At 56.0% G+C, this 15,705-nt stretch carries 10 protein-coding genes; 5 read left to right on the plus strand and 5 right to left on the minus strand.

What is annotated here, in order from left to right; all coding sequences use genetic code 11:
- Nucleotides 1-210 precede the first annotated feature (210 nt).
- Entirely contained in the window at nucleotides 211-1,362 is a 1,152-nt protein-coding gene (gene argE / locus ACL2XG_RS15250; protein ID WP_410012692.1) for an acetylornithine deacetylase, read from the plus strand.
- Nucleotides 1,363-1,618: 256 nt separating this feature from the next.
- Nucleotides 1,619-4,258: a phosphoenolpyruvate carboxylase gene (gene ppc, locus ACL2XG_RS15255; RefSeq protein ID WP_410012693.1), complete on the plus strand. Its 2,640-nt coding sequence runs from the start codon at nucleotides 1,619-1,621 to the stop codon at nucleotides 4,256-4,258.
- Between the two features lie 80 nt (nucleotides 4,259-4,338).
- On the opposite strand, the gene metF is transcribed toward ppc, so the two are convergent.
- The 4 genes from metF to metB all read right to left on the minus strand — a co-directional run bounded on the left by metF (nucleotide 4,339) and on the right by metB (nucleotide 10,454).
- Nucleotides 4,339-5,250 carry a methylenetetrahydrofolate reductase gene (gene metF, locus ACL2XG_RS15260; protein ID WP_410012694.1) on the minus strand — a complete coding sequence of 304 codons (912 nt, stop codon included), beginning with the start codon at nucleotides 5,248-5,250 and terminating at the stop codon, nucleotides 4,339-4,341.
- A gap of 190 nt (nucleotides 5,251-5,440) precedes the next feature.
- Nucleotides 5,441-6,628 carry an ankyrin repeat domain-containing protein gene (locus ACL2XG_RS15265; RefSeq protein ID WP_413721811.1) on the minus strand — a complete coding sequence of 396 codons (1,188 nt, stop codon included), beginning with the start codon at nucleotides 6,626-6,628 and terminating at the stop codon, nucleotides 5,441-5,443.
- Between the two features lie 227 nt (nucleotides 6,629-6,855).
- Nucleotides 6,856-9,291 carry a bifunctional aspartate kinase/homoserine dehydrogenase II gene (locus ACL2XG_RS15270; protein ID WP_410012696.1) on the minus strand — a complete coding sequence of 812 codons (2,436 nt, stop codon included), beginning with the start codon at nucleotides 9,289-9,291 and terminating at the stop codon, nucleotides 6,856-6,858.
- A 2-nt stretch (nucleotides 9,292-9,293) separates the two neighbouring features.
- Nucleotides 9,294-10,454, minus strand: coding sequence for a cystathionine gamma-synthase (metB, locus tag ACL2XG_RS15275; protein WP_413721810.1), 1,161 nt, complete (start codon nucleotides 10,452-10,454; stop codon nucleotides 9,294-9,296).
- Between the two features lie 324 nt (nucleotides 10,455-10,778).
- Here metB and metJ point away from each other — a divergent pair, with 324 nt between their 5' ends.
- Together metJ and ACL2XG_RS15285 are read left to right on the plus strand one after the other, a co-directional pair.
- Nucleotides 10,779-11,096 carry a met regulon transcriptional regulator MetJ gene (metJ, locus tag ACL2XG_RS15280; protein ID WP_410012698.1) on the plus strand — a complete coding sequence of 106 codons (318 nt, stop codon included), beginning with the start codon at nucleotides 10,779-10,781 and terminating at the stop codon, nucleotides 11,094-11,096.
- Nucleotides 11,097-11,754: 658 nt separating this feature from the next.
- Entirely contained in the window at nucleotides 11,755-12,912 is a 1,158-nt protein-coding gene (locus ACL2XG_RS15285; protein ID WP_410012699.1) for an ankyrin repeat domain-containing protein, read from the plus strand.
- Between the two features lie 171 nt (nucleotides 12,913-13,083).
- On the opposite strand, the gene rpmE is transcribed toward ACL2XG_RS15285, so the two are convergent.
- On the minus strand, nucleotides 13,084-13,299 hold the full coding sequence (rpmE, locus tag ACL2XG_RS15290; RefSeq protein ID WP_162367573.1) for a 50S ribosomal protein L31: 216 nt from the start codon (nucleotides 13,297-13,299) through the stop codon (nucleotides 13,084-13,086).
- 202 nt (nucleotides 13,300-13,501) lie between these two features.
- On the opposite strand from rpmE, the gene priA reads away from it, so the two are divergent.
- The gene (priA, locus tag ACL2XG_RS15295) at nucleotides 13,502-15,697 is read left to right on the plus strand and encodes a primosomal protein N' (protein WP_410012700.1); all 2,196 of its coding nucleotides are present in this window, start codon (nucleotides 13,502-13,504) and stop codon (nucleotides 15,695-15,697) included.
- Nucleotides 15,698-15,705 lie beyond the last annotated feature (8 nt).

Raw genomic sequence — 15,705 nt, forward strand, 5'->3', positions numbered from 1 at the left:
CACCTTCTTGATTTGCTATCACGACGAGAAGGGATCTCCAGCAACTCTTTGTCGCCTAAGTCGTCGCTTAAGCAACTATTCGCTGTTCACCCGCGAGGTCAAGCGTAGTAGTCTGGTAAGTATCCGTTTACTTTACGCTCAACGTTAGTGTATTTTTATTCACTATTATTGCATGAATATTGATACTATCCAAACTAAAGGCTGTCAACAGTGAAGACAAAATTACCCCCGTTTATGGAGTTGTACCGCGCCCTGATCGCCACGCCGTCCATCAGTGCCACCGACAGCGCCCTGGATCAAAGTAATCAGACCTTAATCAATTTGCTGGCGGGGTGGTTCACGACGCTGGGTTTCCAGGTCGAAATCCAGCCGGTGCCGGGCACGCGCAACAAATATAATATGCTGGCCCGTATCGGCAGCGGCGCCGGCGGCCTGCTGCTGACGGGGCACACCGATACCGTCCCGTTTGACGACGGACGCTGGACACGCGATCCCTTTACCCTGACCGAAGACAATAATAAGCTGTATGGCCTGGGCACCGCCGATATGAAAGGCTTTTTTGCCTTTATCCTCGACACGCTGCGCGATATCGATACCAGCAAGCTGCAAAAGCCATTATATATCCTCGCCACCGCCGATGAGGAAACCAGTATGGCGGGAGCCAGCTATTTCGCCCAGTCCAGCGAGCTGCGCCCGGATTGCGCCATTATCGGCGAACCGACCTCGCTGCAGCCGGTGCGCGCCCATAAAGGCCATATTTCCAATGCGGTGCGTATCCAGGGCCAATCAGGCCACTCCAGCGACCCGAGCCTGGGCGTTAACGCTATCGAACTGATGCACGAGGCCATTTCCCACCTGATGATACTACGCAATACGTTGCAGGAACGTTACCATCACCCGGCCTTCGACATCCCCTACCCCACCATGAATTTCGGCCACATCCACGGCGGTGATTCCGCCAATCGCATTTGCGGCTGCTGCGAGCTGCATATGGATATCCGCCCGTTGCCCGGCCTGACGCTCGGCGACCTGGACGGGTTATTGACCGAGGCCCTGGCGCCGGTAAGCGCGCGCTGGCCGGGACGGTTAACCATTACCGCCCTGCATCCGCCCATCCCCGGTTATGAATGCCCGGCGGACCATCGTCTGGTGGCAGTGGTGGAGACGTTGCTGGGCGTCAAAACCGATGTGGTCAATTATTGTACCGAAGCGCCGTTTATCCAGCAGCTGTGCCCCACTCTCGTCTTGGGCCCGGGATCGATAAAACAGGCGCATCAGCCCGACGAATATATTGATACCGCCTTTATTAAACCGACGCGGGAATTAATTTCCCAAGTGATACGACATTTCTGCCTGCAATGATCATCGCTGACTTTTTGTCCTTTGCCCCAGACTTCGCGCGCCTGGCCCCGTATGAAAGGCGCGGCCAGGTTTATGGCGATAAGTATTTCTTATAATCATTACATGTTGTTAACTTTCAAGAATTGACGCGATTTTAATGTTATATGGCGTGAATTGATGTCATTTGACGAATGAATGGATACATGGCTAGATAACGGTGGGTGATTTACGTCATTCGGGTGAAATAAATTTTCAGGTGAGTTGGATCAGGGTCCTTATGAACGAACAATATTCGGCAATGCGAAGCAACGTTAGTATGCTCGGGAAACTTCTGGGCGACACCATAAAAGATGCGATGGGCGAGAATATCCTGGATAAGGTAGAGACCATCCGCAAGCTGTCAAAGTCCTCCCGTGCGGGTAGCGAAACCCATCGCCAGGAACTGCTTTCCACTTTACAGAACTTATCCAATGACGAGTTGCTGCCCGTGGCACGCGCCTTCAGTCAGTTTTTGAACCTGACCAATACCGCGGAACAGTTCCACGTCATTTCCCCCCACGGCGAGGCGGCGAATAACCCGGAAGGCCTGGGTAAGGTCTTTGCCCGTCTGAAAGAGAATAACGCGCTGGATGATAAAGATATTCGCGCCGCGGTGGAGTCACTGTCAATCGAACTGGTATTAACCGCCCATCCCACCGAAATTGCCCGCCGCACCCTGATCCATATGATGGTTGAAGTCAACAGCTGCCTGAAACAGCTGGATCACAGCGATCTGGCGGACTATGAGCGTAAACAGATTATGCGGCGTCTGCGCCAGCTGGTGTCGCAATACTGGCATACGGACGAGATACGCAAAAACCGTCCATCGCCGGTGGACGAGGCAAAATGGGGTTTCGCCAATGTGGAAAACAGCCTGTGGGAAGGCGTGCCGCAGTATTTGCGCGAACTGAACGAACAGCTGGAAACGGTGTTCGGTTATAAACTGCCGGTGGAGAACGTGCCGGTGCGATTTACCTCCTGGATGGGCGGCGATCGGGACGGCAACCCCAACGTCACCGCCGATATCACCCGGCGCGTGTTGTTGTTAAGCCGCTGGAAAGCCGCCGATCTGTTTATCCGCGACATCCAGGTACTGGTATCCGAGCTGTCGATGACGGAATGCACGCCGGAGCTACGGGCATTGGCCGGCGGCGACGAAATCCAGGAACCTTATCGGGTCATCATGAAGCGGTTGCGCGCCCAGTTGATCGGCACCCAGAACTGGCTGTCGGCGAAACTCAGGGGCGAGCTGGTGCTGCCGCCGGAAGATCTGCTGGAGCACAACGATCAGCTTTGGGCGCCCTTGTTTGCCTGTTACGAATCGCTGAAAGCCTGCGGCATGGGCATTATTGCCAGCGGCCAGTTGCTGGATACCCTACGGCGTATCAAGTGCTTCGGCATCCAGCTGGTGCGTATCGACGTGCGCCAGGAAAGCACGCGTCACACGGAAGCGTTAAGCGAAGTCACCCGCTACCTGGGGCTGGGGGATTACGAAAGCTGGTCTGAAAGCGATAAACAGGCGTTTCTGATCCGCGAATTGAACTCCAAACGCCCGCTGTTGCCCCGTCATTACCAGCTCAGCGACGAAACCCGCGAGGTGCTCGATACCTGCCGGGTGATCGCCGACGCGCCGGAAGGCTCCATTGCCGCCTATGTCATCTCCATGGCCAAGACGCCCTCCGATGTGCTGGCGGTACATTTGCTGCTAAAGGAAGCCGGCTGCCAGTTTATCCTGCCGGTGGCGCCGCTGTTTGAAACCCTGGACGATTTGAATAATGCCGATGAGGTGATGAGCCAGCTGCTCAGCATTGACTGGTACCGCGGCATTATCCAGGGCAAACAGATGGTCATGATTGGCTATTCGGATTCGGCCAAGGATGCGGGGGTCATGGCGGCCTCATGGGCGCAATACCGCGCGCAGGACGCGTTAATCAAAACCTGCGAAAAAGTGGGCATCGCCCTGACGCTGTTCCACGGCCGCGGCGGTTCTATTGGCCGTGGCGGCGCGCCGGCCCACGCGGCCCTGCTGTCGCAACCCCCGGGCAGCCTGAAGGGCGGCCTGCGGGTGACCGAACAAGGCGAAATGATCCGCTTTAAATTCGGCCTGCCGGAAGTGGCCATCAGCAGCCTGGCGCTGTACACCGGTGCGATCCTCGAAGCCAACCTGCTGCCGCCGCCGGAACCGAAGCAGGAATGGCGCGCCTTGATGGACGACCTTTCAACCACCTCATGCAATATGTATCGCGGCTACGTGCGTGAAAACCCCGATTTTGTACCTTACTTCCGTTCGGCTACGCCGGAGCAGGAACTGGGTAAACTGCCCCTGGGCTCGCGTCCTGCCAAACGGCGTCCCTCCGGCGGCGTTGAGAGCCTGCGCGCCATTCCGTGGATTTTTGCCTGGACGCAAAATCGCCTGATGCTGCCCGCGTGGCTGGGCGCCGGCGCGGCGCTGCAAAAAGCGGTGGAAGAAGGCAAACAAGATCAGCTGGAAGCCATGTGCAGCGATTGGCCGTTTTTCTCCACCCGCATCGGCATGCTGGAAATGGTGTTCGCCAAGGCCGACCTGTGGCTGGCGGAATATTACGATCAGCGCCTGGTGGAAGAAAAGCTCTGGCCGCTGGGTAAACAGCTGCGCAAGCAATTGGCGGACGACATTAACGTGGTGCTGACCATTGCCAACGACGATCATTTAATGGCCGATCTGCCGTGGATTGCGGAGTCCATCGCGCTGCGCAATGTTTATACCGACCCGCTGAATGTACTGCAGGCTGAATTGTTGCATCGCTCGCGCCAGCAGGAACACCCCGACCCACGGGTCGAGCAGGCGCTGATGGTGACCATTGCCGGCGTGGCGGCGGGAATGCGTAATACCGGTTAATGTGAAACCCTGATCTCAATACCCTGAAGCCGGACCTGTTATGGTCCGGTTTTTTTATGATTGCCGGGTAAAAATGCTTTTTAACGCGCGGACGGGGCGGTGGCTACCTGCGGCCGCACACCCAGGGTATGGCAGATGGCATAGGTTAAATCGGCGCGATTGAGGGTATAAAAATGAAAATCCTTCACCCCTTCCCGGCTGAGGATTTTCACCATGTCCATGGCAATGGACGCGCCGACCATTTTGCGCGTCTCGGCATCGTCGTCCAGTCCTTCGAACATACTGGTCATCCAGTTAGGGACCTTGACATTGGTCATGGCGGCAAAACGCTGCAACTGCTTAAAATTGGAGACCGGCAGGATACCGGGCACAATTTCGGTATCAATCCCGGTCGCCACGCAGCGATCGCGAAAGCGCAGGTAACTTTCCACATCAAAAAAGAATTGGGTAATCGCCCGGTTGGCGCCCGCGTCCACTTTCTTTTTCAGGTTAATCAAATCCGATTGCGCGCTTTTCGCTTCCGGGTGTACTTCTGGATACGCGGCCACGGAGATATCAAAATCGCCGACTTTTTTCAGCAATGTCACCAGATCGGCGGCATACATGGCCGGCGCCCCGCTGCCGGGGGGTAAATCCCCGCGCAGCGCCACGATATGACGGATACCGCTATGCCAGTAATCCTCGGCGATTTTTTTCAGCTCGTCCGCGGTGGCGTCGATACAGGTCAGGTGGGGCGCGGCCTCCAGGCCGGTGCGCTCCTTGATATCCTTGATAATGCTATGGGTGCGGTCGCGCTCGCCGGAATTGGCGCCGTAGGTCACCGAGACAAAGGTGGGCTTGAGGGCGCTTAGCCGGTCGATGGAATGCCACAGGGTTTGCTCCATATCACTGGTGCGCGGAGGGAAAAACTCAAACGAGACATTAATGCTGCCCTGTAATTCAGCCAGGTTTTGGTTCAGGGCTTCCCGCTGATTGGCGTGAAAAAAACTCATACCTTTTCCTCTTAACGCGTGTGATGGTTCACTAACACTCTACGCCGGTGGTGGTCCGTTGCGATCGGTTGTTTTATGCGTCTATACGTTTAGACGGCTAAATAGAATTTGACTGAAATCGTTAGTGGAGTCAACAAAATCATTTGGCAGGATGGGGAGTAATCTTCACGCATTATGAAAAAAATTCACTTTATCCGCCGCTGTGATGTTCAACCGATTCTGATGTCCGAGGCCGCCGGTCGCGCAGTCGTCTTTGTTCTAATAAACGTACAATATCGGCAAGCCCCCCGGAATGCGCTATTTGTTGCGGTGTCCACAGTCCGCGGTTGCGGGCATCAATATTTATCTTTGACGCAGTAAGTAATCTGTCGACTGTTTCTTTGGTGCCTTTTATCACCGCAATATGCAAAGCGGTGTCGCCCCGACGGTCCTCAATATTTACATCGGCCAGGGTTTCCAGCAGATCCGGCAAGATATCATCATTGCCGCCCAGCACGGCGGTATGCAGCAATTCGCGGCAGCGTTGGTCTTGCTGGCACAGAATAATATCATTTCTTTTTAACAACCGGCGAACCATTTCATTTTGTTTCTTGAAAATTGCTTTCATTAAAGCAGTGTTACCGTCCTGGTCAACAATATTGACATCCGTGTTTTCATTTTTACATATAGCGTCGAACACCTCAACATTACCGGCATCGACGGCAAAATGGAGAGCGGTGGCGCCTGAATTATATTTATGCGAGAGGGCGAATACAAAATCATATTCTCCAAAACCATAAATACCTCTATCACTGATATCATAACTAATATTCATGTTAATGCCAGGCGCATTGATCAGCTTATTAACCGCAACAATATCTTCCTTTTTTACCGCCATCAGCAATGGCGTGAATCCTGTAAGATTTTTGGTATTAACATCTATCGTTCCTGACTCTAAAATGGCTTCCATTACTGTAGGTTGATTAGCATTCACCGCTTCATGCAATAGCGTATTACCCGTTTCATGATCAATGCTATGGCCGAGGTTCTGGCCCAACTTGATAAGAGTACGCAAGGCACTATCATCGCCACTGGCGACCAGTTGAAAATAAATTTCCGATTTAGACTTTTCCTGTAATAAATTCAGTATACGTTGAGATTCCGCCTCGAAATCTGGCGTCGTCTGTGACAATCGGATCAAGTCCGGCACCGGTAGCCTACCCAAAATATCGCCGATAATCTCCTTGGGCAATCTATCAAAATAGAGCGCGATGCAGTTATTTTTTATGCTAACACATGATTTCAGCCCCGGGATACAGTCGTTCTGTTGCTGTAGAGGTTTAAGATTAGTCTTGATGATACTAAGAGATTCGGCCTGCAATTGATGGCATCCATTCATCCTTTGACAACTCCTTTTATTATCTACTGACGATGGGTATTACCCGCTATATTTACGGCAATAAGTAAAATACACAATATGATAAATTTCAGAAGCAGACAAAAAATTAATGAATTTTCAAAGCTAAGGTTATACTTCGTTTAATTAAGCAGATACCGAATTCTGCTCAATAGAGGGGGAGATAAACACAGGTAGCAGCGGGCGGATTTCTCCGCCCGTGAATGGCATTATAATAATTGCGCCAGCCGGTTCAAATCCGACTGGATGGCGCCGGCGGTAACATCCCGGCCCGCGCCCGGCCCACGGATGACCAACGGGTTATCGCGGTACCAGCGGCTTTCGATGGCGAACACGTTATCGCAAGGCAGCAACGACGCCAGCGGGTGCTCGGGACGTACCGCCTCCACCCCGACCCGCGCCTTGCCGTTGGCGTCAAAACGCGCCACATAGCGCAGCACCAGGCCCATCTCATTCGCCGCCTCCAGACGTTGGACCATTTGTTCATTAAGGGCATGGCCGTCCTCAAAAAACTGATCCACCGACCCGAGCACGCTGTCGGGCGATACCAGCGATTCCACCCGCACGTGGTTCGGCTCGATTTCATAACCCGCTTCGCGCGCCAGGATCACCAGCTTGCGCATCACGTCCTGGCCGGATAAATCCACCCGCGGATCGGGTTCGGTCAGCCCCTGCTGCCAGGCCTGTTCCACCAAATCGGTAAAAGGCACCGTGCCGTCGAATTGCAGAAAAAGCCAGGAAAGGGTACCGGAAAAAATGCCGCTTATGGACAAGATGCTGTCGCCGCTGTCGCGCAGATCGCGCACCGTATGGTTAACCGGCAGGCCGGCGCCCACGGTGGCGTTGTATAACCAATGACGACCGGTTTTGGCAAAGGCGTCGCGGATCTGGCGGTAGTTGTCACCGCTGGAGGCGCCCGCCAGCTTATTGGCGCTGATAACGTGAAAACCATAGCTGGCGAAATCCAGATATTGTCCGGCCAGCGCTTCGCTGGCGGTGACATCGAGCACCACCAAATCATCATAGGGATGGGCGCGCATCCATAAAAACAGGTCTTCCGGCTCCTGCTCGACGGCCTCATCATGAAAGAAAGCCAGCGCCCGGCTGGCGTTCAGCCCGTCATAGCTGAGCAGGCTGCGCCGGCTGTCCACCACGCCGCTGAGGATAAACTCAAAACCAGTGCGCGCCGACAGGCTTTCCTGCTCGCGGGCGAACAACTCCAGCCAGCGCGAGCCGATATTGCCTTTGCCGAACAGGATCAGGCCGATGCGCTTTTCGGCGCGGAACAACGAGGTGTGCAATCCCTGCACCACATGTTCGGTGGGACCGACGCGCAATACCGCCACCAGGCTGATGCCGTCCTCCGCCTGCCAGAAAAATTCCACCGGCTGATATTTTAACTGTTGGTAAAAACGATGGCAGTGCAGCGGGTTTTTAGTAACCCCCGCGCCGACCATCGCCACCAGCGCCAGTCCTGCGCGCAGCTTAAGCTCTCCCGGCAGCTCCGCCTGCTGCAGGGTCTGGAACACGCTATGGACCAGTTCGGAGGTATAGCACAGCTGCAACAGCCGCCGATCGCGATGAACGCCTACCGCCAGCGGCTTGATTTGCGCGCGCTTTAACGCCTGGTCGAGTTCTTTCTGCGCCAGGGAAAAGTCGTGCTGCGGCGCAATGGTCAGCTCGATCAGGCAGACATCGTCGTGGCTGGTGACGATTTTCGCCCCGGTGCCGGAAGCCAGTACCCGCTCGATACGTGTAGACCCCTGTTCCGGCTGATAGCTGCAGCGCAATAACAGATCGATATCGCTGCCGGATACCGGCTGCAGGGTGCGGGTATGCAATACCGGCGCCGCCAGGCGCGCCAGCTCGCTGGCTTCGTCCAATCGCAGCAGGGGCAGCAGGCAGGCGTCTTTCACCTTGCGCGGATCGGCGCTATAGACTCCGGCCACGTCGCTCCAGATGGTCACCCTGGCCACACCGGCCAGCGCGCCGATTTGGGTGGCGGAATAGTCGCTGCCGTTACGCCCAAGCAATACTGTTTCCCCGGCCTGATTGCGGCAGATAAAGCCGGTGACCACCAGACGTTGGCTGGGGTATTGGGTCAATAGCTGCTGTAATAAGGGCCATGAACGCCCTTCGTCTACCTGCGGCTGGGCGGCATATTCAGCGCGCAGGAAATCCCGCGCGTCCAGCCAGACCGCCTCGATATCCTGGCAGTTGAGTACCGCCGCCATAAGACGCGCCGACCAGATTTCACCGTGGCCTACCACTTCCGCATACACGCTATCGGTCACCGCGCCGTCCAGCAATACCGCCAAACGCTCCAGATCGCGGATAAATTCCGTCATCATCGCATCCGCCAGGTCGGGCGGCAGCAGGCCGGCGAACAGTTGCTGCTGGTAGCGGCGCAGGGTCTGCTGGACCTGATGCGCGGAAAGGCGATCGGTTTGGCTCAGCTTAAGCCAGCTGATCAGCTGGTTGGTGGTGGAGCCCGCCGCGGAGACCACCATTAAATCACCGGGTTGGCTGTAATCGGCCATAATGCCCGCGACCCGTTGGTAACACTTCACATCGGCCAGACTACTGCCGCCAAACTTGTGCAGTTGCCTGCCGGCCAAGCGTACCGTCGTTCCCAGAGCACTCATAACTACCTCTTCGCCGCCGCCTGGAAAGCCTGTTCCAGATCGGCAATTAAATCTTCGCTGTCTTCAATGCCGACGGACACCCGCAATAATGTTTCCGATATACCGGCCGCAGCGCGTGCCGCAGGCGCCATACCCGCGTGGGTCATGGTGGCGGCATGGGAAATCAGGCTCTCTACGCCGCCAAGGGATTCCGCCAGGGTAAATAATTCCAGGCTGGCTAAAAAGCGGCGCAGCACGGATTCATCGCCGTTCACTTCAAAGCTGAGCATGGCGCCGAACCCTTTTTGCTGGCGACAGGCGATTTCATGACCGGCATTGTCCGGCAGGCCGGGGTAATATAATTTTTTCACCAGCGGCTGCTGTTGCAAATAGGTCACGATATCCAGGGCATTGCTTTGCTGCTGGCGTATGCGCGGCGCCAGGGTGCGGATGCCGCGCAACAAAAGATAGCTATCGAAGGCGGCGCCGGTCACGCCGATGTTATTGGCCCACCAGGCAAGCTCGGTGGCGAGCGCGTCGTCCTTGGCTATCACCGTGCCGGCCACCACGTCGGAGTGCCCGTTAAGGTATTTGGTACAGGAGTGCACCACCAGATCGGCCCCCAGGGCCAGCGGCTGCTGCAGGGCCGGGCTCATAAAGGTATTATCCACCACGCACAGGGCGCCCGCCCGATGGGCGGCCTGGCATATAGCGGTGATGTCCACCACCCGCAGCAGCGGGTTGCTGGGCGTTTCGATCAGTACCAGCTTGGGTTTTTCGTCAAGCGCCGCCTGCAACGCCCCCGCATCCCCCTGATCGACAAATTTGACCCGGTACGCGCCGCGTTTGCTCAGACTGTCGAACAGGCGATAGCTGCCGCCGTAGCAATCATGCGGCGCCACCAGCAGATCGCCGGGTTGCAGGAATACGGTACAGACAAGATGTATCGCCGACATGCCGCTGCTGGTCATCACCGCGCCCGCGCCGCCCTCCAGTTCCGCCAACGCGCGCTGCACCACATCCCGGGTCGGGTTACCGCGCCTCGAGTAATCATGCACGCGCGGTTGATTGAAGTCGGTAAAGTTATAGGTGCTGGAAAGGGTGATGGGGGGAACGACGCAGCCGAACTGTTCATCATTATTTAACCCGCTGCGAACTGCGATGGTGGCCTGCTTACGCGTCATGTACTCGCATCCTGACTGTGTGCGTGAGAGTGAAGGTCAAAGAGTAAACCGCCCGGCGATAGACGTCAATACATCTGGACATCTAAACTTCTTTGCGTATAGATTGAGCAATGCATTAATAACAGCTAAAATTATGCGGGTTTTAAGTGTTAAAATCTAACTGACTTTTTACCGCAGCCGCCAGGCCAGGTCGAGGGCGGGGTGATAGGAAAAGTTGATAAATCGCAAAATAAGCGGGCATACGGTAGTGAGAGACAGACAGTTACGGCATAATCTGCCCGTTTTTAGCATATTATATTCATTTGATGAGAGTTAAGGTATCCCATGGCGGAATGGAAAGGTGAGTATGTCAGCCCTTATGCTGAACATGGTAAAAAAAGCGAGCAGGTAAAAAAAATTACGGTATCCATTCCGCTGAAGGTTCTCAAAATCCTGACCGACGAAAGAACCCGGCGCCAGGTCAACAACCTGCGGCATGCCACCAATAGCGAACTGCTTTGCGAGGCGTTCCTGCATGCGTTTACCGGCCAGCCGCTGCCAGACGATAACGACCTGCGTAAAGAACGTAGCGACGAAATTCCCGAAGCCGCCAAGGAGCTGATGCGCGAAATGGGCATCAATCCCGACACGTGGGAATACTAACCCCGGCCAGGTAAAGACAGCGCGTGGCGAAGGCTTCGCGCTAGCGCCATCCGCGCGCGGGCAATCGTTGCCTGCGTCCCCCGTTGCCTGGCATAAATGCCTGTGCCGTTGCACGCTGCTGGTCGTTAACTGACGGGCATTAACATTATAAGCGGCTCCCTTTACCCTCCGCCCAACTCTAGCCGGCCGCAATAATGAAAAAAAGCCCTTCAAAATCAGAAAAATAAATTCACCCCATCCCTGCGTGCCTGTCGGGGGACGCCGCCATCGTCGCATAGCCGCGATAAAATAAGCTGATTTCCCTGTTGTAACCATTATCATAAAAATCCTTGTATCCTATAGGCTTAACATTATGCATCCTTTTTGTTTACCTATTTCCGGGGCCCCTGCGCCAATCTGCTTATTTTCGACGCAACGCCGTTTGCCATATTCTCAGGAGATATCGTTGCCTCAACGCTTCCTCAAAAAAATACAATCGGTAACGTCATGGCCGGAAACACTGTCTCGCCCCGGCGGCCGGGTGAAGAAAAAGGCGCAAGCCCTCGCCGGGCGCGCGATCGTGCATAGCCAAGGCGTGGACATGGCCCGGGCATTTGCTGCGCGCCCTATCCTCCAGATAAAAAATGTCGTTCCGCCTTCCGGGCCGGATTTCGCCGCCATGCCATCCGAAATAAAGGCCGCTATTTTCCGCAACCTGGACTTGGGTGATTTGCTTAATGTGATGAGATTGGGCGGTATCGACCGGGACGAGGCGCTTTTTGCGTTTCGGCGCATTGAAAAAACTGCGCTGGCGCAGCAAATATTTGCCCAAGTTTGCCAGGGAAATACGCGAATAGTGCCGTTTTGCCAAGCCATGGCCTTGGATATCGCCACGCTCACTAAAGCAGAAAATGACAGGACGCTGTTAATGGAGGCGATCCGGCATCATCATCCCGTTATCGTCAGACAACTGCTTGCGCTGCCGAAAATAGACGTCAATGCCGCCGATCGGAATAGACTCAGCGCCCTGCATTTTGTCGCCCTGAACAATGATGACGCTATCAGCGCGCAACTGCTGGCCCAGCCCGGCGTTAATATCCACGCCGTTAACCATCTCGGTTCAACGGCGCTGCATTGCGCCGCCGCGTTCGGTCATGTCGCCGTGCTGGAGTTACTGCTGGCAAGGCGGGAGATTAACGTTAACGCCGGCGATCATATCGGTGCCACCCCTCTGCACTATGCCGCCATGACTCTCGGTCCGGCGGATGTTGCAAAGGACATGCTTGCCGGGAAAATAACGGCGATACAACAATTGCTGGCCACCCCTGGCATTGATGTGAACCGTTGTGATAACGACGGCTGTACCCCCTTGCAACTCGCGGCCAAGGACGGTCTTGATCCCATCGTTCACCGGCTGCTGTCCGCGCCCGGGATTAATGCTGATTGCGCCGACAGCCTCGGCTACACGGCGTTGCTAAGCGCGCTGGCCCTGTTGCGCACCGATATCGCTATCCGCTTGATTGCATTGCCGGACATCGATATCAATTCCGCCCAGGCTGAAGGCTGGACAGCGCTGCATTATGCCGCGACCCAAGGCAATACCGTTTTGGTGGACCTTCTGTTGCGCAAACCCAATATCCAGATCAACAGGCGCCAGAATGACGGATGGACCCCGTTGCATTGCGCCGTCCTCAATGGTCATACCCAGGCGATAAGACGTTTGCTTGACGAGCCGGATATCGATATTAAAGCCACGGATAATTATGGCTGCAACGCATTATTCTATGCGTTAATCCGGCGCGAAGGCGGCATTACCAGGCTGCTGAAAGAAAGGTAACGACCAGCGCGGCACTTTTCTGCGGGGGGCTTGAACATCAAGGGCGATCAACACAGCGGGGCGGGCGCGTTCTTTTCCTGCCGTTAAAAAACGAAGCCCCAGCCTTGCGGCCGGGGCTTCGTTAAACAGCAAAAGTCACACTGGGTGATTTTTGTGCTGTCGGTCAGGCAATTATTTTTTACTGACCGGAACGCTGAAACGTTTGTTAAAGCGATCAACACGTCCGCCGGTATCAACAACACGTTGTTTACCGGTGTAGAACGGATGGCAGGCGCCGCAAACGTCCAGGGTCAAATCGTGGCCCAGGGTGGAGTGGGTCTTGATAACGTTACCGCAAGAACAGGTTGCAGTAATTTCTACGTATTTCGGATGGATATCTTTTTTCATGGAAAACCTCGTCGTAAGGCCGCGTCGCTATCCAGTCTTCTTCCGCCGGACACCACGCGAAGGGAGTTGAGTTTCTCTAATGCCGGATGGCACCAAAGGCGGCGAATCATACAGAATGCCGCCGGGCTTTGCAAACACATCCGTGCATTGAAGGCGACACAGTGTACACTATCAGCGCAATTTTTCCACCCTGGATGAGTCGATGCCTGTTGTTCACGTTGCGCTACCGGTGCCATTGGCACGCACGTTCGATTATCTTTTGCCCGGCCATCTGCGCCCCGCGGTGGGTGGGCGCGTCCGCGTTCCCTTTGGACAACGCCACGCCATCGGCATCGTCACCGGCATCAGCGAAGAAAGCGAACTGCCGCTGGATAAACTCAAAAGCATCACCGACGTGCTTGATGAACATTCCCTATTCCCGCAAAGTCTGTGGCGGATTCTGAACTGGGCCATCGGTTATTATCATTACCCGGTCGGGGAAGTGCTGTTCCACGCGTTGCCGGTATTGATTCGCCAGGGCAAAGCGGCGGAAACGGCGCCGTTATGGCAATGGTTCGCCACCGAACAGGGACGCGCGACGGCGCTTGACACCCTGAAACGGGCGCCGAAACAGCAGCAGGCGCTGGCCGCCCTGTTGCAAGGCCCTGTCTACCGGCATCAGGTTGGGGAACTCATGCTGGCCGACAGCGCGCTGCAGGCCCTGCGCGCCAAGGGGTTGAGTGATTTACGTTCCAGCCCCGCCGCCGTCGGCGACTGGCGCGAGAGTTATCGGGTCGAGGGGGAACGACTGCGGCTTAATACCGAACAGGCCACCGCCGTCGGCGCCATCCGCAGCGAAGACGATCGGTTCGCCGCCTGGCTGCTGGCCGGGGTTACCGGCTCGGGCAAGACAGAAGTCTATTTGACGGTGCTGGAAAATATCCTGGCCAAAGGCAAGCAGGCACTGATCCTGGTGCCGGAAATAGGCCTGACCCCGCAGACGATTGCCCGCTTTCGTGAACGCTTTCACGCGCCGGTGGAGGTGCTGCATTCCGGTTTAAACGACAGTGAACGCATGGCGGTCTGGCTGAACGCGCGCAGCGGCGAAACGGCGATTGTCATCGGCACCCGATCGGCGCTGTTTACGCCCTTTGCCCGCCTGGGCATTATCGTTATCGACGAAGAGCATGACAGCTCTTATAAACAACACGAGGGCTGGCGTTATCATGCCCGCGACCTGGCGGTATTCCGCGCGCGCGAAGAAAACATTCCCATTGTGCTGGGGTCGGCGACGCCCGCGCTGGAAACGCTGTATAACGTCCAACTGAAAAAATACCGCAACCTGACGCTTGGCAAACGCGCGGGCAACGCCAGGCCCGCCACGCAGCAGTTGCAGGATCTGAAGGGACTGGCGCTGACCAACGGCATGTCGCAGCCGCTGTTGAAAAAAATGCGTACCCATCTTGATGCCGGCAACCAGGTGATGCTGTTCCTGAACCGGCGCGGCTTCGCCCCGGCGCTGTTATGCCACGAATGCGGCTGGATCGCCGAATGCCAGCGCTGCGATCATTATTATACCCTTCACCAGCAGCAGCGCCTGATGCGTTGCCATCATTGCGACAGCCAGCGACCGATCCCCAATCAATGCCCGCAGTGCGGTTCAACCCAGTTGGTGCCGGTCGGCCTCGGTACCGAGCAGCTTGAAGAAACGCTGACGGCATTATTCCCCACCACCCCCATTACCCGTGTCGATCGCGACACCACGTCGCGCAAAGGCGCGTTGGAACACCATTTGGCCGAAGTGCATAAAGGCGGCGCCCGTATTTTAATCGGCACCCAGATGCTGGCGAAAGGGCACCATTTCCCGGACGTCACGCTGGTGTCGCTGCTGGATGTGGACGGCGCGCTGTTTTCGGCCGATTTCCGCTCGGCGGAGCGGTTCGCGCAGCTCTATACCCAGGTTTCGGGACGCGCGGGGCGCGCCGGTAAACCGGGCGAAGTGTTCTTGCAAACGCATCATCCCGATCATCCGTTATTGCAGGTATTACTGCATGAAGGGTATATGGCTTTTGCGCTACAGGCGCTGGCCGAACGCCAGACGGTGCTGTTGCCGCCCTTTACCAGCCATATTCTGTTTCGGGCGGAAGACCACGATAACCAACAGGCCAGGCAGTTCCTGGAGCGACTGCGCCAGTTGCTGGATGCCAGCCCGTTACGCGATGAGTCCCTGTGGCTGATGGGACCTATCCCAGCGCTGCAGCCCAAACGCGGCGGACGTTTTCGCTGGCAACTGCTGCTGCAACACCCTTCGCGCGCGCAATTGCAACGACTGGTCGCCGCCAGCCTGCCGCTGGTGGGCACCATGACCCAGGCGCGCAAGGTAAAGTGGTCGCTGGATGTGGATCCGGTGGATATTTAATCCTGACG

It is taken from the genome of Sodalis sp. RH24, from assembly GCF_047324145.1.
Classification (GTDB): Bacteria; Pseudomonadota; Gammaproteobacteria; order Enterobacterales; family Enterobacteriaceae; genus Acerihabitans.

Bases quoted from the DNA above. Each gene is read 5' to 3' on its own strand.
- ppc (WP_410012693.1), top strand. From the start codon at position 1,619: ATGAACGAACAATATTCGGCAATGCGAAGCAACGTTAGTATGCTCGGG.
- metF (WP_410012694.1), bottom strand. From the start codon at position 5,250: ATGAGTTTTTTTCACGCCAATCAGCGGGAAGCCCTGAACCAAAACCTG.
- ACL2XG_RS15265 (WP_413721811.1), bottom strand. From the start codon at position 6,628: ATGAATGGATGCCATCAATTGCAGGCCGAATCTCTTAGTATCATCAAG.
- ACL2XG_RS15270 (WP_410012696.1), bottom strand. From the start codon at position 9,291: ATGAGTGCTCTGGGAACGACGGTACGCTTGGCCGGCAGGCAACTGCAC.
- metB (WP_413721810.1), bottom strand. From the start codon at position 10,454: ATGACGCGTAAGCAGGCCACCATCGCAGTTCGCAGCGGGTTAAATAAT.
- metJ (WP_410012698.1), top strand. From the start codon at position 10,779: ATGGCGGAATGGAAAGGTGAGTATGTCAGCCCTTATGCTGAACATGGT.
- ACL2XG_RS15285 (WP_410012699.1), top strand. From the start codon at position 11,755: ATGCCATCCGAAATAAAGGCCGCTATTTTCCGCAACCTGGACTTGGGT.
- rpmE (WP_162367573.1), bottom strand. From the start codon at position 13,299: ATGAAAAAAGATATCCATCCGAAATACGTAGAAATTACTGCAACCTGT.
- priA (WP_410012700.1), top strand. From the start codon at position 13,502: ATGCCTGTTGTTCACGTTGCGCTACCGGTGCCATTGGCACGCACGTTC.